Here is a 19,806-nt window from a genome sequence, read left to right as displayed (position 1 = left end):
AATAAAAGACAACGTTTGCTAACTGATTCCCAAGTACTTGTGTACTTGCACAGATAAACGCCAGTTTTTATCAATGCACGTTTCTATTGCCAATTTCGTTGCAGAAACTTTTTGGCTAATAGGTTGCAAGTAGACCAATTTAGGGTCAACACCCGTTTTAGCAAATAATGCTTCAAGCTCTTCTACATGTTTTTGCATTGCGATTGGGTGCTTTATTTCATCTGCGCGCTTCATTGCCGAGGTCAGCACTTCATAGCCACCACGCATATTAATTTTTGGCGATACAGTAACCCACGTTTGCGTTGGCACTAAAATTTCAAAAGTCCCGCTGGTTTCTATTTGAGTACTAAAACCATTCTCATGAAGTAATTCGCATACTGGGTTTAAATCATACATGCATGGCTCGCCACCGGTGATCACCACATGTTTTGCACGGTAACCTCGCGACTTAAATAGCGCTAATATTTGCTGTGCTGATGCATCAGCCCAGTGATCTGAGTCGGCTTTTTTTTCTACCGTCTCATCAAGTGAAACTTTATATACGTTATCGACATCCCAAGTTTGTTTTGTATCACACCAAGCACACCCAACCGGGCAGCCCTGTAGACGCAAAAATATTGAAGGCGTGCCTGTAAAACTTGCTTCACCTTGGATTGTTTCAAATACTTCATTTATTTTGTACAAACGTTATCTCACTTACTACTTGGCATATTTATCGGGTAAAATAGCGATAAAATAGAAATCAAAAAGCACGGGCAAAAATTGTTATTTATGCTCCAGCCGTGTAGTATATCGCGCCCTGATATAAACCTCTATTAAAACTAAGAGCAAAACAGATATGACGCAAAAAGTAGTTGTGATTTATTCCGGCGGTATGGATTCATTTACCGTATTAAATAAAGCCCTGCAAGAAGGCCACGATGTTTACGCCTTGTCATTTGATTATGGTCAGCGTCATGTTAAAGAGCTAAAAGTCGCCGCACAAGTATGTGAAAAGCTTAATGTTCCACATAAAATCGTTGATATCTCTGCCATCAACCAACTTATTGGTGGCTCATCATTAACTGACGATATTGACGTGCCTGAAGGCCATTACGAAGAAGAAAGCATGAAAAGTACTATCGTGCCTAACCGTAATATGATTTTACTGTCATTAGCTGTTGGGTATGCTGTTTCTCTTAAAGCCAGCCAAGTTTATTATGGTGCCCATTCGGGCGATCATGCTATTTATCCTGATTGTCGTCCTGAGTTTGTGAAGAAAATGGACGATTTATGCCGTATTGCTAATTACGATGCTGTCGAAATTTTTAGCCCTTACTTAAACAATACTAAAATTGATATTTTAACCGATGGTATAAAAATGGGACTAGACTACAGCCAAACTTGGACCTGTTATAACGGCCGAGAAAAAGCCTGTGGTAAATGTGGTGCGTGCCAAGAACGCCTTGAAGCATTTAAACTTAACGACGTTACAGACCCACTTGAGTATGAATAAGCTTATTTGAAGCTAAATTAAAGGCTATCATTGATAGCCTTTTTATTGTTTATAACCAGCGTCTTACTCGGTTCATGTAATCTGTGTATTGTTGACCAAATATTTTGCTCAATGCGCGCTCCTCTGGAATTATCTGAAACAGCGTTAAATACGCAACAAACCCCGCAATGCAAGCGATAGCCCAAATAGACATTAGCCATACGCCCCAGCCTAATAATATAAACGCAAAACCAACATACATAGGATTACGAGACAACTTATACACTCCTGTTGTTACAAGCTCCGTAGCCTGCTCAGGGTTATTAGGATTAACAGTAGTTTTAGCTAAACGAAAACTCACCACACCGGCAATACAAAAAATACCCCCTATAACCACAAAAATAGCGGCAACATAGCTAATAAATGCGCTCAAATCGATAACACTATAGTGAGCAACTAACGCCATAATCGCGGCGAAAAAAAGTACTACCAATACCGGCGGTATTTTATTATTTAACATACATATCCTTCTAGATAGTTTCACTTATACTGACTTAGTAAACGGCCTTAATTTAACCTCTCAGACTAAGAATACAAATAAAGTTACAATTGTCAGCTTTCTGGGTGCGTAAAGCAGGTTATACTTTATACTAATAAAAACGAATAAAGGAAATAAAAGTTATGTCAGGTACAACGATGATCGTGTTAATTGTGTTTATTTCGGTTGGCTCTGGAGTCATATACGATATGTACAAGAAGCACCTTGAGTTTAAACATAAAATGCAAAACAACAATAACGATGCAAATAAGCAACTAGATGCGGTAAATGCTGAAGTACGCGCACTAAAAGAGCGCGTACAAACACTGGAAGCTATCGTAACCGACTCAAGTTATGATGTTAAACAAGAAATTAATCGACTTTAAACTGCTTTGAGTACAAATGCGCATTTTCTGGCCGTTCGATACCATGAGCGGCTAAAAAACCCGTAATTTCGCTATCACAACCTTGTGGAACGCGTGCACTATCGATTTCAAAATTAAGTTGATTCGCGTTTTGTTTACCCAAAGAGCATAATTGTAAGGTATTATGCGATCTCAACTTGATGCTCAACTCCCCCACTTTTTCAACTGCGATACATCGACCAAACCGCGTTAATCCAGCGTAACTAAATTGCTCACTCACATATTCGTTACTTTTATCCACAAGCGCATTCATTAAGCCATGTAAAAACCCGTTACTTGTATTATCAGTAACCAAAAATGTAATGGACGCATTATTAAATTCACTAAGCTGACACTCACTACACATCAGCTGAACACGATATAAACAACAAACTGAATCAATATTGTGTACTGATACTAATTCAAGCGCTTCACCTGCAAACAGACAATGACTTAAGAGCGTATGTATATCGAAGTCACCCTCTTCGCTCTGATTCACTAAAGCTGCATTGTCAGCCATTAAGGGAAGATCATGATGGTTATTAAATGGTGTACTAGCACCGTGACGGTGTTTGAACTGAAATAACTCTCTTACTTCATGTTCTCTCGCGATTTTTAGCGCTAAAAAAGCGGTTTGAATTAACTCCGAGGTGGGTAGGTTTTCTTCCACGTACCAGCGCCGACCAAAAAGTAACTTTTTAGCATCAGGACTTTGTGTATTAGTTTGATAATTATCAGGGCTCAGAACCGCTACTTGTAAGTATATTTGGTTATCTTTTTGCGCTGCGAGCACTGTAAAGTGTGCTGAAAACTTGATTTTTTCAAGTACTTCATTGACTGACGTTAACGTATGCTTGTAACGTAAAAAGTGCTGCGGCACGACCCAATTATTATTAGCAAGTTGAACAAGTGGCGCATAAGAGATGGGCTGTTCATAACTATTCGGCCACTTTTCATTATTATTGCTTGAAGGTCTCATTTTTTGACGATTCATACTTACTTCAATTCATCTACAGGTTATCTTTGTGTTACGAATTAACAGTATTAAATAGATCACTCAATGCTTAACAATTGTTTGTAATCATTGATCACTTTTTCAAAGCGTTGTGGGCTCTGATGTGCCATTCGCGTATAATGCAAAAGCAGTTTATTTAAATAGCTACGATGATGTTTATTACTCATATCCCACATCGTATTGCCTGTTGGGGTTATTTTAGTTGTGCTTTCAAAACTAAGGTGTAGGGCTTCATAAAAACGCTTATTTTCAACAATAATTTGTTCTGATATCAGGCCTAAATCAAGCTCGTTTAGCCCCTCTCTTAAACTGTAGGTATGATGAACTGGGCAGATAATAAAGCTTATTTGAGCTAATTCTTGTTGAGTGTGGTTGGCTATAATTTGCTGCATCAACTTAAGTAGTAACTCACCTCCCACACCGGCGATAATCACTAACTGTTTGGCGTTTTTCTCAAGTGTAATACCGCCTACATCTTTACACATTACTTGCCAGTCACTGCTTGACTGAGAATCTGCAAAACGCGTCAACGTCACATTAAGCTCGCTCATCAGCTCAGGCACAATATCAACAAACACCACTTTTTTTGCAATCTCGCGCTTAAGAATTGCCATACCCAGTAAACCATGATCGCAACAGCAATCCCAAATCACATCATAGGGCTGAGTGATTAATGCATTAATCGCATTTAAACGATTACTCAGTTTCATTCAAGCCGTGTTTTACTGAGGTTTTATAAATTAGTGCTTTTAAGCTACGGTCACTGTCAATTTCAATAAAACCAGCCGTAGGAGCTAGCCGCTCAACAAACTCAATGGCATCGTGGGTATGCTCTGCAATCAGTGCTTTGAATGCACTTTCACTTAACTCGGGACTATTTGCGCAGAGCAAAAGCTGGGTATTGCTATTAAGTAACTCTGGTAAACGTCGTAATACTTTTTGATAGTCTTTGGTGAGTATAAAACTGCCTTTTTGAAAGCTAGGCGGATCGACAATGATCAAATCAAACGGTGCCGCTTTTTTTAGCTTACCAAAGGATTTTAAAATATCATGAGGTAAAAAGCTCACACCACGCTCGAAACCATTCAGTTGATGATTTTGTTTACCTGTGCGTAATACGCCTTTATTCATATCCATGTTGATCACGGAATCAGCCCCACCCTGCATCGCACTGACTGAAAAACCGCACGTATAAGAGAATAAATTAAGGACCTTTGCGTTTTGGCTGTTGCTACTTACAAACTCGCGGCCACTTCGCATATCAGGGAAGATACCGGTGTTTTGACGACTCATTAAATCAACAATAAATTCAACGGCACCCTCTTTTACTGTATGACGCTCAGGTAATGTTCCCTGCACTAATTTATTTTGTGTTTGTAACCCAGCTCTTTGCTGGTAAACCATCGCAGTAACCTGCTCAGGTGCATGTTGTTGCGCCCATTGCCACACCTGTTCAGTTAATATATTTAACGTGTCATCGTCTATTTCTTCATACGATACTAAAAACAAGCTCGGTGGATAAAAGTCTAAATTTAAATGACTTAAATGTTCAACACTGTGGCCACGGCCATGAAAAATACGACACAGCTCATTGGCTGCAAACGGGGCACTTTCAAGCGCACTAATAAGAGGTGAAAAATTATGCATTTTTAATCAACTGTTGTTGTAATTCGTGTATTTCATCGCGTACCGAGGCGGCTTTTTCAAACTCAAGGTCGCTCGCATAGGCGTGCATTTTACTCTCAAGTTGTTTAATCTGCGTCGCAATCTCTTTTGCACTAAGTACTTGTGTGGTTTCTTTACGAATAAGTTTTAGGTTATCTTGTGGACCGGCTTGCTCACCTACATCCATAATGTCAGTTATTTTCTTCAGCAGTGCTTTAGGCTCTATACCATGCTTAACATTGTAAGCATGTTGGATATCACGACGACGCTGAGTTTCGTCCATCGCTTTGGCCATCGACTTAGTTACCCGATCAGCGTATAAAATTGCTCGGCCATTTAAGTGCCGTGCAGCACGCCCTATTGTTTGTATAAGCGAACGAGCCGAGCGTAAAAAGCCTTCTTTATCAGCATCAAGTATCGCCACTAACGACACTTCTGGCATGTCTAAACCTTCACGTAGTAAGTTAATACCCACTAACACATCAAACACCCCAGCACGAAAGTCACGAATAATCTCAACGCGCTCGACAGTGTCTATGTCTGAGTGTAAATAACGTACTTTTACATTATGCTCATTGAGGTAGTCGGTTAAATCTTCGGCCATGCGCTTAGTCAGTGTTGTAACTAACACCCGCTCATCAATTTCAACCCTTTTGTAAATTTCAGAGAGTAAATCATCAACCTGGGTGCCCACAGGGCGCACTTCTATTTCAGGGTCGAGTAAACCAGTTGGGCGAATAACTTGCTCAGCAATATCATCGCCACAGCGCTCTAGTTCAAAGTCCCCTGGGGTTGCTGAAACATAAATAGTCTGTGGCGCAATGGCTTCAAACTCTTCAAAACGAAGTGGCCGGTTATCCATTGCTGATGGCATCCGAAAACCGTATTCAACTAAATTTTCTTTACGGCTGCGATCACCTTTATACATAGCGCCGATTTGCGATACGGTAACGTGTGATTCATCAATGATCATTAATGCATCGTCAGGCAAATAATCCAATAATGTAGGTGGTGGATCGCCTGGTGTACGACCCGATAAGTAACGGCTGTAGTTTTCTATGCCTGAGCAATAACCGAGCTCGGTCATCATTTCTATATCGTACTGAGTACGCTGTGCAACCCGCTGCTCTTCAACCAGCTTATTAGCACTGAGCAATTGTGCACGGCGCTCTTTAAGTTCTGCTTTGATATGCTCTACCGCATCAAGAATCTTCTCGCGTGGCGTAACATAGTGCGTTTTAGGGTAAATAGTCGCGCGTACAATGTGCTTCTCAATTGCACCAGTGAGTGGGTCAAAAATACTTAAGCGCTCTATTTCGTCATCAAACATTTCAACGCGTACTGCATAGGTGTCTGACTCTGCAGGAAATATATCGATTACTTCGCCCCGTACTCGATAGGTACCACGACTAAAATCAATGTCGTTACGGGTGTATTGTAATTCAGCTAACCTGCGTAACATATCGCGTTGGTCAACGGTTTCACCAACTTTTAATAACAGCATCATTTTCATGTATGAATCAGGGTCACCCAAACCATAAATGGCTGATACTGAGGCCACTATTATCGTGTCACGGCGCTCTAACAAGGCTTTAGTCGCACTTAAACGCATTTGTTCTATGTGTTCATTAATTGAAGCGTCTTTTTCGATAAATGTATCGCTGGCAACAACATAAGCCTCAGGTTGGTAATAATCATAATAAGACACAAAATATTCAACAGCATTATTAGGGAAGAACTCTTTCATCTCACCGTAAAGTTGTGCTGCTAAAGTTTTATTGTGCGCCATAATAATCGTTGGGCGATTTAAATCATTAATAATGTTCGCCATGGTAAATGTTTTACCAGTCCCGGTAGCACCGAGTAAAGTTTGGTGAGCTAAACCAGCTTCTAGCCCTTCGCAAAGCTGGGCAATCGCAGTGGGTTGATCGCCACTTGGGGTAAACTGTGATACCAATTGGAAATGGTCACTCATGCTTGGCACTCCTTAACTGGTTGATTATTAATAGCGTCTAGCTCTTTTATAAACCACTTATACGCCACAATGCCGGTAAATACATTGCCTATTGCAGCACCTATTAACAGCCCTGACAACCCTGCAAGTACACTCCCCAGATAAGCAAATGGAACATAAAACACAAATAAACGCACCACACTCAAAATAAGCGCATTCATTGGCTTATGTAAGGCATTAAATGATGAATTAGATAAAATTATCACCCCTTGAAAGCCATAACTAAGCGGCAATGTGTATATAAAAAGCTTGATAACATCAATAACCATTTGCTCTTTACCAAACAATTGGCTGATGACACCTGAAAACACGATTAATAATAAATAAATAATAAATTGCCATACCATGACAAATTTTAACGTTGTACTGTAGGCACTCTTCACTCGGCTTAGCTTACCTGCACCAAAGTTTTGACTAATAAATGGGGGCAATGTCATAGATAAGGCAAGTACAACCAAACTTGCAATGGATTCAATTCGACTGCCGACGCCAAAAGCGGCGACTGCTTCTGGACCATAACCCGCCACTAATGCTGTCATCACTGCCATAGCAATTGGGGTTAACATATTGGCTCCCGCTGCCGGAAAACCTATTTTTAATATCTTTTGCATTGATGCCAAAGGCGTTTGATTTCTCGCGTGTAAGCTTAACAGCCCTTTTTTTACGACTAAAATATATAAAATGATCACCACAGCAACTGACCATGCAATGACACTGGCAATAGCAGCACCTTGAATCCCCAGTGCAGGAATAGGGCCAAAGCCAAAAATTAACACAGGATCAAGAACAGCATTAATCAGCCCTGCTCCCCCCATAACAATGCTTGGTGTTTTTGTATCGCCGCTAGCGCGAAGCACTGAATTACCAACCATTGGAGTAATCAAAAATACACTACCCAGAAACCAAACACTCATATATTCATGTATTAATGGGAGTGTATGCTGTCCTGCCCCAAGTAAACTAAATATGGGTTCAAGCATTAAATAGCCAAAAAGTGACAAACACAAAACCATTACTACGGCGATAATCAACGCCATGCTGGCATCAAAACGTGCTTCTTCTATATTGTTACTGCCTAGTGCTTTGGCAATCACTGCGGATGTTCCAATACCTAAGCCAATTGCTAAACTAATAACAGTAAACGTGACAGGAAAAGTAAAGCTCACAGCAGCTAAAGGCTCTGTTCCAAGCATACTGATAAAAAAAGTATCAACAAGATTAAACATCATTAACGTGATCATGCCAAAAATCATTGGTATGGTCATTCGTTTAAGTGTTGGAACTATAGGGGCATTTAATAAATCAGGAGATGTGTTTGTTTGCAAATTAGCGCGCATGGGAATAAATAAGCCTCTTTTATTAAGCGTGCTATTTTAAAGCATGATGCCTTTTCAAGCCATGCATTTATCAAATGAATCCCAACTAGCAGCAATAATTATTAAGAATAAGTAAACAGAAGCTACTTTCTCTACGAAAACTTACTATTTCAAGCTGTTTAACGAAAATTGTAGCCAACCTTTAGTAAAAAACAATAAAAATACAGCTTTGCAACTTTTTATCATATAAAACGCGTGGCCGCTGCTGTATTTTTACACAAAATTTACTGATATCTAATCATCACGAATAAATTTACTCATCAATCAGTTGTTTTCCACCCTTAATTTTTAAGCTGTTGTTTTTATTAACAATAAAAAAACTGTTTTAAAGACTTGATATCCTTACAGCGCCCGAAAAATCAGGCTCAAACGATGTTCTTAAAGTTTCATAAACAGAGTTATCCACAGAAACCGTGGATAACTCTCTCAAACCCGCATTAATAAAGGCGTACAACCATACTCAAATTTCTATTCAAACTTCATGTTGGCGAATACTAACTTTAATGTATTTAATCAATCAGTTCAAAAAACATACTCAAACCAAACATTGCAGAAATATTAATGTAAGTGAATTTGTAGCCGACGACCAAATTTGATAATTAGCACGGGTTTAAATGATAATTCTTTTTTTATCACTTATACCGCGCGGTCTAAGGTGATAAACGGTGTTCAATAAAAAAGCAGCTTTCGCTGCTTTTTTATTCGGTGGTAGTCTTTGCCAACTTGAGAAGTGCTGAGATAGGTTGTGATAGGTCTTCACCTGTCTCATATTGCCTGTCTATGAGCTCCTCAGCGCCTCTAATCAATTCGATGAACTCACCGTGAGGGTTATTAGTAAAGTGCTTTAAATGGGATGTACGGCTCGCTAGCTTGCGATTACGTACTAAATCTACAATATCCTTTGGCACACCTTCTTGGCTTAATAAACCGCATAACTCTAATAACGATTCATCAGTTATCTTTTGCAAATGCCTTTCGGGTATTTTTACCATTGATTCAAGCATATAGAACCTATATGAAAAAATAACTAAAGTGATAACACCACAAAGCAACAACAATACAATAAGAACATCCATACAACATTACCTTTTAACTTACCACGGGATAACAAAACCAATGCTAAGAACAGCAAGTTAGCATTTATCCCTATGCTATATATATCCCAAAGTAGCCAGCTATCGTCACTATATTCGTTAGGGCTACCCTTAAAATTAAGTGCAAAAATGTTACGGTCAATAAACATCAAAGTGTTTAAAAAAGCATTTACAGCCATAGTTATAAACACCAGTTTAATCTGTACATTAAACATCACACCAAATACCCAGTGACAACCAATTACTGAAAATGCCTGGATCAATGAGAAAATGGCCCAAACCAAGTACCAGTAATAAATTTGCTCATCAATGCTTAATGGGCTTAAAACATTGCTATGCAAATAGTCCCCTACCGCTAACCCTATAGACATAACACCTGCTGAAATAGCAATTGAATAATCTTTGGGTTTGCCATAAAAAGCCAAAATGAATGCAACTATAAAAGCGATTAACTCAATTTTATTAAGTGAGTAGCTTAAAATCACATCAATAGTCGGCAAATACATTATTGAGGCTTTTTATCTTTAGTAGGATGGCCACCGCCGCCGTTCATTAGTTTCATTTCTGACTCTAACGCTGTCGCAAAATCAACTTTCTGATCTGTTGTTGGCTTTATTTGCGGTTTATTTTGCAAGTCTAATGAACTTGTATTAGATAGGTTGATTTGATTATTAATTCTCATATTTAAACTCCTTTATTATTAAATATGGGAACAAAAACTACACCAGCGTTTCTATTATTACAACAGATTAGCGTTTCTAGACTTCGATTTCAGTAAAAGGTAGTAGAGGTGCAGCTCCAACAATCCTGCCATTTTCTACATATACCGCTCCAGTTTGAATGCTATTACCTAGAACAATACTTTGGCTGCTGTCGCTATATTCGACTAACGTGGTGCCGTTTGCGTTTACTGTGACGACGTTCGCTATGGTGCGCTGGGTTTTATCGAGCACTGAGCCGAGTCGGTTTAGTGTGTTAGACATTGCTTACCACCTGTATTGTTTGGCTAACTGTAATAGCCCCTTGGTCGCTGATACTTGCGTTAATTGTCATGCTGTCGCACGTCGCTTTAAATACTGAATCTGTGTAAGTGATGCCAACTAACATACCTGGGCGAATTGGCGGTAAGTCATCTAAAAGCTTGGTTCTTATCGTTGTATTTTGTTTGTTACCGCTGTTAGCCAGCTCGCACGTTCCGCGTTGGCGTGCTGCTTGGTTGTGGGTGATTAGTGTGTCTACGACATCATTGGCAAACTGATCGCCAAGCGTACCTGCACGTTTAATTTTACACGCTACACCTTGTTGCTCACCGCGCACAAATACCGCGTTATGTTCCTGGTTTATTGTTTGGCTAGTGCTGTGCTCAAGAATGATTGAATCGTTAAGGATCACATCACAGATTGCATTGGCTGTATCCCATGGCATTACGGGCCATGCTGGTATTACTGAGACTGTTTTAGTTGCGTCGTTAATATCGAGTATTGCGCCGACTGATTTAGCAACGCTTAACAGTGCCGCTGCGGGGGTTAAATTGGTGTATGTAAACGCGCCAGTAGGGATTGGGTAATCAATCATTTTATTATCGAGTGACCACCCCGTATTAACGAGTATGTCAGACATGATCCCCGCTAAGGTTTTTGCGGTTGGGTTGGCGTAGTTTGTAGCGCGGGCGTAAGGGTTAGATAGTAACGCAAAACGACTGCGACAACTTGCGCTGTAGCTTTTATTCGCAAAGCGTGTGCTAGTGCTTGGCTGCTCACAAATCACATAAAAGTCATAGCCATTTAGCGAGATTTTAAGCTCTTGGCCCAGGGCGCGTTCAAAGTCGATGCGTGAGCAAAATTTAATATTGCATGTAGCGCTAAATTGGCCGCGAGATATTGAGTAATTAACGCTGTTGATTAATATTTTTAAATCGTCTGAAACACGCACACAATTAATGGTTGGCTGCATGATGTATGTATTCCTTAGCTGGGGTTCTATTGGGATTTTGCGATCAATTGTTGGTACGTCATCATCACCGCGAACAAGGCCGCCCGGTAAACCCCAGTAACACACTTTATCGGGGTTGTTAAAGCGCATAACTAAACGCCCATTTTGCACTGTGGAAGGCTCTGTAAACTCTAAATTTACATAGCCTTTAAATGGGTGATTGCGCCAATAGCAAATGTATTCTTTATCGGTTTCACCGTAGTGGATCACAAGCTCACGGGACTCTAAAAGCGGCTTTACATGCCAATGCAGTTCGCGAGCTGTTTTTAATAGCTCTGAGCTGTTCCAAAGCTGTTTAAACTCGGTATGTTCAATATCTAACTGAGTTAGCCAGTTAAAGTCATACTCGTTGTACTCAATGCTAGTAATAATTTTATAGGGCATTTGAATAACGTTTGATATATAGCCGCTATTACCCCATGTAACGCTATTTTGCGCTGTAACTAATGCAATGGTTTGCCAGTCAAAACTAAATGCAACAGGGACTAATTCAGCGTTGCTAAACGCCGTTTCAAACTCAGTTTTAACATGCTGTGTTTGCCATGCTAACTTTTTAACTTGCGTGATTAATGGTGGGTTTAACCAGCTTAAACCTGATTCGATACCGATATTAGCTTGTAAAAATGGTAGCGTTGGATCAACTGGCCCTGTGTCATCACCAAATCTGATTATCAGTGGTGATTGATTTATTGCATAAGGTTTAGTAAATCGTATCAACAACGCTGTATCATTGCCAATGACATCCATGTCATTTTGATTGCTTAGTTGTAGCGGCGATTTATTAACCTGATATGGATTAATAAAACGTAGTTTCAACATTATGCTGGCGGCTCGTATGGTTGGGGAGAGTTTTTGTTAAAACTATTTAGCTCTACATGAATACACTGAACATTATCTATAATAGCACCATTAAATTCATTGTTGTCATCAAGTAATGTGCACATTAAATCTGGATTGATTGAATATTCTAGCGGTAAAATCGCTTTTATCACCCCGCCCAATGTTCTTTGATGGTGTTTTAAATCAGCATTTTTTCGGTCGAAAACTTGAATCCGTTCTGAACTTGGATCTGTATCTACTTCCAAAAAAGCGGCGTGGCGTGGGGTTATTGGATTAGTTAATATACTGCTAATTCGCATCCCAGCTCTCCATATTAATATATAATTTTACGTTGTTATTATTCGATCTAACAGCCAAATGGTCATGACCATTTATATTTGTAATTAATGGCCACGCCCCTGATGAGCCTGTATGAAATGGAACTAATGCGTGTAAAATTCCGGGGATTTTCCCTCTATATGCACCATTAAAAAAACTTTCTGAATAAATCATAACTTCTGCGAAGTGTTCACATTCCGAGTTGTTGGGGACATCTTTAGCTCTATTTCTTTGAGTTGGTCTTGCTAAGTATTTTCTTGAGTTCTCAGTCCCGTCTAAATTAAATAATTTCACTGACTCGACAGTATCTCTATCGTTATACACAGAGAATGCACAATTAAACGCATAGTTGTAGCCAAAATATGATGTTCCTGTTAGCTCTTCTGGATTCATGCTATCAGCACTGAGGGCTATCATCTGCAATGTTTCATTTTGATAAAACGATTCAAAATCATCTAAAAACAGCCCATATTCATTATGAGAGTCGTATTGAGCGATTGTTGCAGTGGGATGGCCTGAAATAAAATAAAACGCCTTTGCAGTACCAATTAAAAACCAATTTGTCCAACTGGACTTTAACTGGATGTATTTTTGGAAACCTTTTTTTGTGTAGGTATCCCAATCAACCCAGTGTTGGCAAGGGTTAACCCTCAATAAGGTCTCAGAGTTATCTGTCGCATTATAACTATGTATTTGCACCTCATTTCCCGAGCCACCTGCTACCACATTATTTTTAAATACGACTTTTTGATTAGCTGAATCCTCTGCTATATTTTCCCAGCCAAGAGGCAACTTACTGCCATAACCATCCACTAAGCATTTTTTCAAAACATCAATAATTTCACTAGGTTTAGCACTGTTTATCTGCGGTGCGCCGGGGTCGTCCCATCTATAAACTGTTACTGCTTGAGCCATAATTTTTAATCCTTATTTCCGCGAAATGATAAAGTTGAATTGTCACGTACTATTTCAGAGTGACCGGGTGATACTGAGCGTGTAACCATGGTTGGTTTACTGGCAGCTAGGGTTTCAAATAAAAACGCTTCACCGGGGTTTAAACCAGCGCCGAATGCTTCTTTACGTAATATGAAATATGGTGCGCCTGCGAATGAGTTAATCGGCGCGCAGTCGTTTAGCGTGTCGCCGCTGTAGATGTTACCGACTGATTCACCAATCACGTTATAAGCGGTTGTTGATGTAAACACGATGGCCCAGCGCTGGACTATTGCACCAATATTTGTAAGCTCTATTGGGTATTGCGTTGTATTGATTGCACTTGATGCCGATGCGCCAAAATCAGCAAAATTGTTTTGCCAAGCCGCAAGTGTGCGCTCGTCTTTGGTTTGCGCTTGGAAGTCACCCAGAACTTGCACACTACTAACAGTTGCGCCAGCGGGATAAGCGCGGTTTAACGGTGTTAGTAGGCTTAATGTATCGCTGTCGATTGCGTCAATGAGGGCTAATTCTGACTGTATGGCCGTGATAATAAACGGCGGTGAAAATGCGCTTATTCCCGCGTTGATAGTTATATCACCTGTAACAGCATCGTAGCTGTAATTGTCATCAGTCACAGACCACAAACTTGCACCTAAGCTGTCAACAATATCGATAAAATCAGCATCAGCTAAAACGGTAATCGTTTGGCCGCTGGTTAAGCTCGCAGCGGCTGTGCGCTCGCGGTTTTGTACGCTAACAGGGTTAAACGTATGAAAAATTGGCACAGTGCCATTGTTCGGTAGTGTTGATGTATCAAAACCGCCCGGAGGTGCGGGTACTGTGGTTACTTCAATTTCGTTATAGTCAAATCGAATTGAGTCGGGCTTAATATCTTCACTAAATGTTATATCTACATAGCCTGTTGCGCTTACTGTGCCTGTGCAATTAGTGCCAGTGATATTACCGCTCAAATCGCTAGACGCTGAGAACGTAGCACCCGCTGCGGTTTCAAACGTAATATAAATTGAGTCACGGGCAAAGCTGCTGCTGGGTAATTGCCATTGCTTAGCGTTGATTGTTAGCGCACCTTTTTGGATTAATGCACCTAAGTTGTCGGTAACTGTGCCGTTATAATCAACGCTATCAATTTCTGTGATTACGCCAGTATCATAATCAATGGTCGCAAACACATAGCCGCCAGCTATAAAACGACCTTGGCTATCGTCTTTATAGACTGTTTCGTCACCCGTTTTTTTGAGCTTGGCCGAGCCTTTTAAAACGGTTTCACCAGCGGCTAATGTTATCGCTGAACTCGTTGTAAATGAATGAAACCTAAAATCTTGGCTTGATACATAGTAAAGCGTGAAATATTGGTCTTTACCTATTGCTGGATACAGCTTTGAACAAGAGAACGTGCCATTTTGATAAAGTAATGAGTTCAACTCACCATCACCAGCACTTATTTTTACTGTGCGGACAGATTTTATAATATTAGTCGGCTGGTCTATCTCTCCAGCATTGTAATGCCAAATGTACTGATACTCACCGTAGAACGTTGGCTCTGCTTCTAAAACATCATCAACACTAATGTTTATTTCAGTAATTTCACCGTAGCTTAAAACACGCTTTGTTCTGTAAATGCTAAATGGCTCTGAATCGGGTTTAAGTCCTATTTTAGTATTAACAGTGGTAATACTTGGTGTTAACGTGCGTGTGATTGACTCAACTGTTAACTCTTGCCCTTGCGCGTCAACTGCACTAGTCATTAAGCTAGTACCGTGAAATTTAGTGCTAGCAAGCCCCAAATACGGCAGCATTTCAGCGACTGTGTCGGTGTCTTTTAGGTCTTTAGCTTCAACGAGTAAAACATTGACTAACGGGTCGTCAGGTTGGTCGCTTAGGAATATATGCGCGTCTTGCAAACGGCTTGAATCGTCGGTGCTAAGCGCTGGATATAATTTAACGAGATCAAATGATGATCGGGCATGGTCAATGTCGCTGATTGAGCTAAACACAGCGTTTAATTTACCGCTTACGATTGCGTTACTCGTGCGGTGGCCGCCTGCATGCAACTCATTGCCTATGCGTTGCGGTTCAAATATTTTTAAATCGGTTCTAAGCATCGTTTATTCCTAAGTTAAACCGTTTTTAAACGTAAATTAATGTTTTGAAAGTGTGTTGGTGCCGAGTCTGAAAAATGCGTATGTGGTGCGGCTTCTACAGCTTTTTGGCTGTGGTCCCACACAACATTAAAGAGCATGCCGCGGATGGTTATTTCAAACGCAGTGAGGGTTGTTTGTGCATGCTCATGCAATGGTGTAAATACGCTAACATCTTCAAAATCACTGTATAAATAGATTGGGCGGCCTGCGGGTATCGGTGTTTTTTCAATGTGCTGCGCGCCGTTTAATGCGCGTTCGGTTTGCTCGGCTACGGGTAAGTAATCAAACTCATTAAGCCAAACAAAGTTATCTAATTGTTGTGCGTTAATTACGATCATTGGGTATTACTCAACTGTTCAAGTTTTTGTAAAAATTGCTCTTCAAAATCAGCTAATATATTGGCCGTTTGCCCGCCAGGTAATGCGAGTTCTAACCGGACTGTTTTGCTGTTGGTGTTACCTGTAGAGGCTTGCTGGCTTTTTAGTAAAGTGCTCAGCTCTCGTACAGCAGTTGTAAGGCTGTTTAAATCAGCGTTAGATGCATTATTACTGGGCGTATAATTGTTTGTAGGCGCGGGATAACTTGGCGTTGATGCAGGCGTATAGGACTGAACTTGTTCAATTGCTTTTATAGGGCTACTCTGTGCCGTTAATGCTTGCTTTTGTACTTTTATTGCTTCATTAACAATCTGTTTATTTTCTGCATTCAGCCGACTTAAACGAACATTAATCTCTTTTGATATTTTATTGAGTGTTGTTACATCCTTTGCATTGCTTACCTGGCTTTGATACTTGTTTAACCATGAACCTTGCGTATCTTTTTTATTGAGCTCTGCTTTAGCTGCTCGAATTTCCGGTGTATCTAATGCGTAAGCTGATTCACCATTTTCAATCTGATATTTTGCAATCTTGTCTACTGTCGCACCATTGCCAATACTTTCAGTACGACTTTTGGCACTGGCTGCGGCGGATGCAACACGCCCTAAAGCCGCAGCTTGTGCGTTTAAGGATTTAACTGAGTTTGCTGCTGCATTGGCTTGCTCATTCGTGGCTTGAGTACCAGCTCGGGTTGATGCCGTGGCGGCATCTTGTGCGCTTTTAAAGTCACCTAGTAAGTTATTTACTACGCTTAATACATCACTTAAACGTTGCTTTTCATAGTTGTATTGTTGCGCTGTTAAATTGCCTGCTTGATAACGTGAATTTAAGCGTTCAAGTTCATCTGTTAAACGGCTATGTTCGCGTTGTAGTTCGCCCAGGCTTGCTAGCTCTATCTGCTGTACGCGCGTTAAGTCGTTAGTTTGGTCTGATAAGCGCTGCTGTTGAATGGTCAACGCGGCTTGCGCTTGGGCTTTTTGCTCTGCAGTGGCCGTACTGCTCGCCATAACTTGCTGATTGGTTTTTATTGCGTCGCGGGTTTGCTCTAACTCACGGGTAAAGCGGTTTACTGCATCGCTGTTTGTGTCAGTAACAGGCTTTAAGGCATTGGCTTTTTCAATGAGCTTATCGAGTTCTTTCGTTAAACCTAGTGCAGCAGCGGCGGCTTGAATACTAGAGGGCACGGTTTGATCTGTTGCATCTGCGGCAGCAATGGCAGCCTCAGCCCATTTTAAATATGCCTGGCGTTGTACAGCTAATGGTTGCTCTGATTCTTCCATTAACTCATAGGCTGCACGTAACTTATTAGCTGTTTCATCTAGCGCTTTTGATGATGTTAAGCCAAGCTCCGCATAAGCTTTTTCTACATCACCAGCAAATATTTTTTGACGCTCAAGTAATGCAGCATGTTCTTCAAACTTTACTTTTAGCGCATCTAAAATGGCTAACTGGCCCTGATATTGTTCACCAGCGCCTGCAATTGCTACACGGGCAGCTTCTATGCTTTGAATAAAGCCATCAACGCCGACTTTTACACCGTCTAAACTTGTGGCCTGCTGCTCTAATGATTGAATTGTTTTAAGGGCTTCGGGCAGTGATAGCGTAAGCAGTTCTTGGCGCTGGCGCTCGGCCTCTGTTGCAGCGGCTGTGGCTTCGGCTAATTTACGTTGTTGGTATTCTAGGTTTACATAGCGCTGGGTGGCTTCGTCCCAAACAAGCTTACCGCTTTCTATCAATGCATCTAATTCTGCTGAATTACGGATGATCAAACCTGTTGAGTTAGCCAGCATTTGTAATTCATCGGCTAATGCTTTGGCTTGTATTGCACTTGCTTGTTGCGACTTTCTGAGTGATTCCTCAGCGACGAGTAAGTCTTTATAAAGTAAACCAACGTCAATTAACTCGGTAATTAACCAGGTGTATAAACCTGCTTTACCCACTGCCTTAAGCGCAGTACTCCATTTAGCCGCTGCAATGCCTGCGGCGTTGGTTGCTACTGTGGTAGAGCCAATAGCAGCGGTATATGTTCTTAGTGATGCAATGGCCGTGGTTGCGCCGCTGATCACACTGCTAAAATAGTTACCCACTTTAAGCGCCAGCCACACTTTAGCAACGGTTGCTATTTCTTCGCGGTATTCATAAAGCGTGGTGGCTGCACCTTTAATTGCATTACCTGTGCTTACGATTGTGTCGCTAATTTTTTGCGCCCATTCTTGCAAGCGGCCATCTTTCGCCATTGCTGCAAATTCAGTATTAAGCGCGGTAATATTGGCTTTTAACCAATCCATTGCGCCGCTTTGCGCTATAAGGTTATAAAATTGCTCCATGTTGTCTTTAGCGTTTGACACTTGCCCACTAAAGAGCGCCATTTGTGCAGCAGCAGAGCCAGCACTTGCGCGGCCCATTTCATCTATTAAGCCTTTAATTACATCACGGCCTAACTTACCTGCGCTTGATAGCTTTTGCAGCTCGACGGTGTTTTTACCCGTGACTTTTTCAAGTAGATCCCAAACAGGTATACCGCGCTCCACCATTTGTAGGATTTCTTCGCCTTGGAGCTTTTGTTTTGCCCACGCTTGGCCGAGCGCAAGGCTGATACCTTCAACCTCTTGAAACCCGCCGCCGAGCTTTAATGCTTGGTCTGTGATGGCTTGCATTGTGCCATCCATAGGATCAAGGCCAAACGCTTTAAGCTTTACAAATGCCTGGCTTACTTCACCCAGTTGTAGCGGAGTGTTTTTAGTAAATTCTTTTACCCATGCGGTGGCTTTTTCGCCGCCTGCAATGCCGCCCATAAGCGCCTGCATCTGCACGCCGAGCTTTTCAAATTTATCACCAGTGCTAAATACTTGGCTTACAGCTTGAGCTACCCGATCAAATCCCACATAAGCGGCAGCCAGAGCGGTAACTTTGCCAATTACGCCGTCAAGGCTTTGTGCTTGAGCGCGTTGGGCTGTAGTGCCTTGGCGCAGCTCATTACTAAACTTATCGACAGAGCGGCCAGATTTATCAAACTGGGCAGCTAAGTCACGCTTGGCGGCACGTAGGTTATTAGTATCAACATCAGAGCGCTTAAGGGCTGTTTGTAGTGCAGCGTGCTTACTGGTTTGCTGGGTAAGCTCGGTGCGCATTTGGGTTAGGTCTTTCTCAGCGGCTTCTAATGAGCGCGCGAGTTGCACAAATGGCTTATCAGTGTTTTTGGCTTCGGTTTGTAATTGGTCGAGCGCTTGAGCGGCAGCCGCTGTGGCAATTTCTTGTTGTTCTAATTTTTGTTTTGACTGCTCAAATGCACGTATTAGATCAGCTTGATTAGCTAATCCGTCTAATTCGTTGGCAAGCTTGCCTGCTGTGGTGCTGGTTTTCTTGGCACTGTTATCGGTTTGGTCTAGTGATTCACTGAGTTTATCAGCAGCAGGATTAGCGGCATCGGCGCTTTGCTCAATGTTTTTAAGCTCTGTTACCAGTTGCTCAATATTTTGCTTGCCTGTCGCTTCTGCAACAACGCGTAGGGCTAATTCGAGGGTTTTATCTGCCATGGGTTAACTCAGTTTAAACAGTGTTTAAATGGGGAATAAAAAGGCTCAAGGGCTGAGCCTTTTGG

At 41.2% G+C, this 19,806-nt stretch carries 19 protein-coding genes; 2 read left to right on the top strand and 17 right to left on the bottom strand.

Annotation, left to right across the window (positions count from 1 at the left end; all coding sequences use genetic code 11):
* Positions 1-18 precede the first annotated feature (18 nt).
* Positions 19-684 carry a 7-carboxy-7-deazaguanine synthase QueE gene (queE, locus tag QMA12_RS02050; RefSeq protein ID WP_087531683.1) on the bottom strand — a complete coding sequence of 222 codons (666 nt, stop codon included), beginning with the start codon at positions 682-684 and terminating at the stop codon, positions 19-21.
* 130 nt (positions 685-814) lie between these two features.
* On the opposite strand from queE, the gene queC reads away from it, so the two are divergent.
* The gene (queC, locus tag QMA12_RS02045) at positions 815-1,495 is read left to right on the top strand and encodes a 7-cyano-7-deazaguanine synthase QueC (RefSeq protein ID WP_356948015.1); all 681 of its coding nucleotides are present in this window, start codon (positions 815-817) and stop codon (positions 1,493-1,495) included.
* 49 nt (positions 1,496-1,544) lie between these two features.
* Here queC and QMA12_RS02040 read toward each other — a convergent pair whose 3' ends face one another.
* Positions 1,545-1,994: an isoprenylcysteine carboxylmethyltransferase family protein gene (locus QMA12_RS02040; RefSeq protein ID WP_290208715.1), complete on the bottom strand. Its 450-nt coding sequence runs from the start codon at positions 1,992-1,994 to the stop codon at positions 1,545-1,547.
* Positions 1,995-2,155: 161 nt separating this feature from the next.
* On the opposite strand from QMA12_RS02040, the gene QMA12_RS02035 reads away from it, so the two are divergent.
* On the top strand, positions 2,156-2,398 hold the full coding sequence (locus QMA12_RS02035; RefSeq protein WP_087531686.1) for a hypothetical protein: 243 nt from the start codon (positions 2,156-2,158) through the stop codon (positions 2,396-2,398).
* Here QMA12_RS02035 and QMA12_RS02030 read toward each other — a convergent pair.
* From QMA12_RS02030 to QMA12_RS01960, 15 genes are all read right to left on the bottom strand, one after another.
* Positions 2,385-3,410: a hypothetical protein gene (locus QMA12_RS02030; RefSeq protein WP_290208716.1), complete on the bottom strand. Its 1,026-nt coding sequence runs from the start codon at positions 3,408-3,410 to the stop codon at positions 2,385-2,387. The genes QMA12_RS02035 and QMA12_RS02030 overlap by 14 nt on opposite strands.
* A 59-nt stretch (positions 3,411-3,469) precedes the next feature.
* On the bottom strand, positions 3,470-4,141 hold the full coding sequence (locus tag QMA12_RS02025; protein ID WP_290208717.1) for a tRNA (adenine(22)-N(1))-methyltransferase TrmK: 672 nt from the start codon (positions 4,139-4,141) through the stop codon (positions 3,470-3,472).
* Positions 4,128-5,078, bottom strand: coding sequence for a class I SAM-dependent methyltransferase (locus tag QMA12_RS02020; protein ID WP_290208718.1), 951 nt, complete (start codon positions 5,076-5,078; stop codon positions 4,128-4,130). Before QMA12_RS02020 ends, QMA12_RS02025 begins: the two co-directional genes overlap by 14 nt.
* Entirely contained in the window at positions 5,071-7,071 is a 2,001-nt protein-coding gene (gene uvrB, locus QMA12_RS02015; RefSeq protein ID WP_290208719.1) for an excinuclease ABC subunit UvrB, read from the bottom strand. The genes QMA12_RS02020 and uvrB overlap by 8 nt, the downstream gene beginning before the upstream one ends.
* A complete protein-coding gene (locus QMA12_RS02010) occupies positions 7,068-8,447 on the bottom strand; it encodes an MATE family efflux transporter (RefSeq protein WP_290208720.1) in 1,380 nt (459 codons plus the stop codon). Before QMA12_RS02010 ends, uvrB begins: the two co-directional genes overlap by 4 nt.
* Positions 8,448-9,184: 737 nt before the next feature.
* Positions 9,185-9,490: a hypothetical protein gene (locus tag QMA12_RS02005; RefSeq protein ID WP_290208721.1), complete on the bottom strand. Its 306-nt coding sequence runs from the start codon at positions 9,488-9,490 to the stop codon at positions 9,185-9,187.
* 23 nt (positions 9,491-9,513) lie between these two features.
* Positions 9,514-10,086, bottom strand: a complete 573-nt coding sequence (locus tag QMA12_RS02000; protein ID WP_290208722.1) for a hypothetical protein — start codon at positions 10,084-10,086, stop codon at positions 9,514-9,516.
* Positions 10,086-10,262 (bottom strand): hypothetical protein, encoded by a 177-nt coding sequence (locus tag QMA12_RS01995; protein ID WP_290208723.1) that lies wholly within the window; start codon positions 10,260-10,262, stop codon positions 10,086-10,088. The genes QMA12_RS02000 and QMA12_RS01995 overlap by 1 nt, the downstream gene beginning before the upstream one ends.
* 76 nt (positions 10,263-10,338) lie before the next feature.
* Positions 10,339-10,563, bottom strand: coding sequence for a hypothetical protein (locus tag QMA12_RS01990; protein ID WP_290208724.1), 225 nt, complete (start codon positions 10,561-10,563; stop codon positions 10,339-10,341).
* Positions 10,556-12,391, bottom strand: coding sequence for a hypothetical protein (locus QMA12_RS01985; protein WP_290208725.1), 1,836 nt, complete (start codon positions 12,389-12,391; stop codon positions 10,556-10,558). The genes QMA12_RS01990 and QMA12_RS01985 overlap by 8 nt, the downstream gene beginning before the upstream one ends.
* Positions 12,391-12,711, bottom strand: coding sequence for a hypothetical protein (locus QMA12_RS01980; protein ID WP_290208726.1), 321 nt, complete (start codon positions 12,709-12,711; stop codon positions 12,391-12,393). Before QMA12_RS01980 ends, QMA12_RS01985 begins: the two co-directional genes overlap by 1 nt.
* Positions 12,701-13,645: a hypothetical protein gene (locus tag QMA12_RS01975; RefSeq protein ID WP_290208727.1), complete on the bottom strand. Its 945-nt coding sequence runs from the start codon at positions 13,643-13,645 to the stop codon at positions 12,701-12,703. The genes QMA12_RS01980 and QMA12_RS01975 overlap by 11 nt, the downstream gene beginning before the upstream one ends.
* A 5-nt stretch (positions 13,646-13,650) precedes the next feature.
* Positions 13,651-15,789 (bottom strand): hypothetical protein, encoded by a 2,139-nt coding sequence (locus tag QMA12_RS01970; protein ID WP_290208728.1) that lies wholly within the window; start codon positions 15,787-15,789, stop codon positions 13,651-13,653.
* Positions 15,790-15,803: 14 nt separating this feature from the next.
* On the bottom strand, positions 15,804-16,166 hold the full coding sequence (locus QMA12_RS01965; RefSeq protein ID WP_290208729.1) for a hypothetical protein: 363 nt from the start codon (positions 16,164-16,166) through the stop codon (positions 15,804-15,806).
* Positions 16,163-19,741, bottom strand: a complete 3,579-nt coding sequence (locus QMA12_RS01960; RefSeq protein ID WP_290208730.1) for a tape measure protein — start codon at positions 19,739-19,741, stop codon at positions 16,163-16,165. Before QMA12_RS01960 ends, QMA12_RS01965 begins: the two co-directional genes overlap by 4 nt.
* Between the last annotated feature and the right edge of the window lie 65 nt (positions 19,742-19,806).

Source organism: Pseudoalteromonas sp. APC 3893 (assembly GCF_030408095.1).
Taxonomy (GTDB): Bacteria; Pseudomonadota; Gammaproteobacteria; order Enterobacterales; family Alteromonadaceae; genus Pseudoalteromonas.
Note: the sequence above shows the minus strand (reverse complement) of the source record. Positions and strands in the feature narration are given on the sequence as shown.

Coding starts and splice junctions, on each gene's coding strand:
- QMA12_RS01990 (WP_290208724.1), bottom strand. CDS start 10,563: ATGTCTAACACACTAAACCGACTCGGCTCAGTGCTCGATAAAACCCAG.
- QMA12_RS01975 (WP_290208727.1), bottom strand. CDS start 13,645: ATGGCTCAAGCAGTAACAGTTTATAGATGGGACGACCCCGGCGCACCG.
- QMA12_RS02000 (WP_290208722.1), bottom strand. CDS start 10,086: ATGTATTTGCCGACTATTGATGTGATTTTAAGCTACTCACTTAATAAA.
- QMA12_RS01960 (WP_290208730.1), bottom strand. CDS start 19,741: ATGGCAGATAAAACCCTCGAATTAGCCCTACGCGTTGTTGCAGAAGCG.
- QMA12_RS02035 (WP_087531686.1), top strand. CDS start 2,156: ATGTCAGGTACAACGATGATCGTGTTAATTGTGTTTATTTCGGTTGGC.
- QMA12_RS02040 (WP_290208715.1), bottom strand. CDS start 1,994: ATGTTAAATAATAAAATACCGCCGGTATTGGTAGTACTTTTTTTCGCC.
- QMA12_RS02005 (WP_290208721.1), bottom strand. CDS start 9,490: ATGCTTGAATCAATGGTAAAAATACCCGAAAGGCATTTGCAAAAGATA.
- QMA12_RS01995 (WP_290208723.1), bottom strand. CDS start 10,262: ATGAGAATTAATAATCAAATCAACCTATCTAATACAAGTTCATTAGAC.
- uvrB (WP_290208719.1), bottom strand. CDS start 7,071: ATGAGTGACCATTTCCAATTGGTATCACAGTTTACCCCAAGTGGCGAT.
- QMA12_RS01980 (WP_290208726.1), bottom strand. CDS start 12,711: ATGCGAATTAGCAGTATATTAACTAATCCAATAACCCCACGCCACGCC.
- QMA12_RS01985 (WP_290208725.1), bottom strand. CDS start 12,391: ATGTTGAAACTACGTTTTATTAATCCATATCAGGTTAATAAATCGCCG.
- QMA12_RS02030 (WP_290208716.1), bottom strand. CDS start 3,410: ATGAATCGTCAAAAAATGAGACCTTCAAGCAATAATAATGAAAAGTGG.
- QMA12_RS01965 (WP_290208729.1), bottom strand. CDS start 16,166: ATGATCGTAATTAACGCACAACAATTAGATAACTTTGTTTGGCTTAAT.
- QMA12_RS01970 (WP_290208728.1), bottom strand. CDS start 15,789: ATGCTTAGAACCGATTTAAAAATATTTGAACCGCAACGCATAGGCAAT.
- QMA12_RS02020 (WP_290208718.1), bottom strand. CDS start 5,078: ATGCATAATTTTTCACCTCTTATTAGTGCGCTTGAAAGTGCCCCGTTT.
- QMA12_RS02025 (WP_290208717.1), bottom strand. CDS start 4,141: ATGAAACTGAGTAATCGTTTAAATGCGATTAATGCATTAATCACTCAG.
- QMA12_RS02010 (WP_290208720.1), bottom strand. CDS start 8,447: ATGCGCGCTAATTTGCAAACAAACACATCTCCTGATTTATTAAATGCC.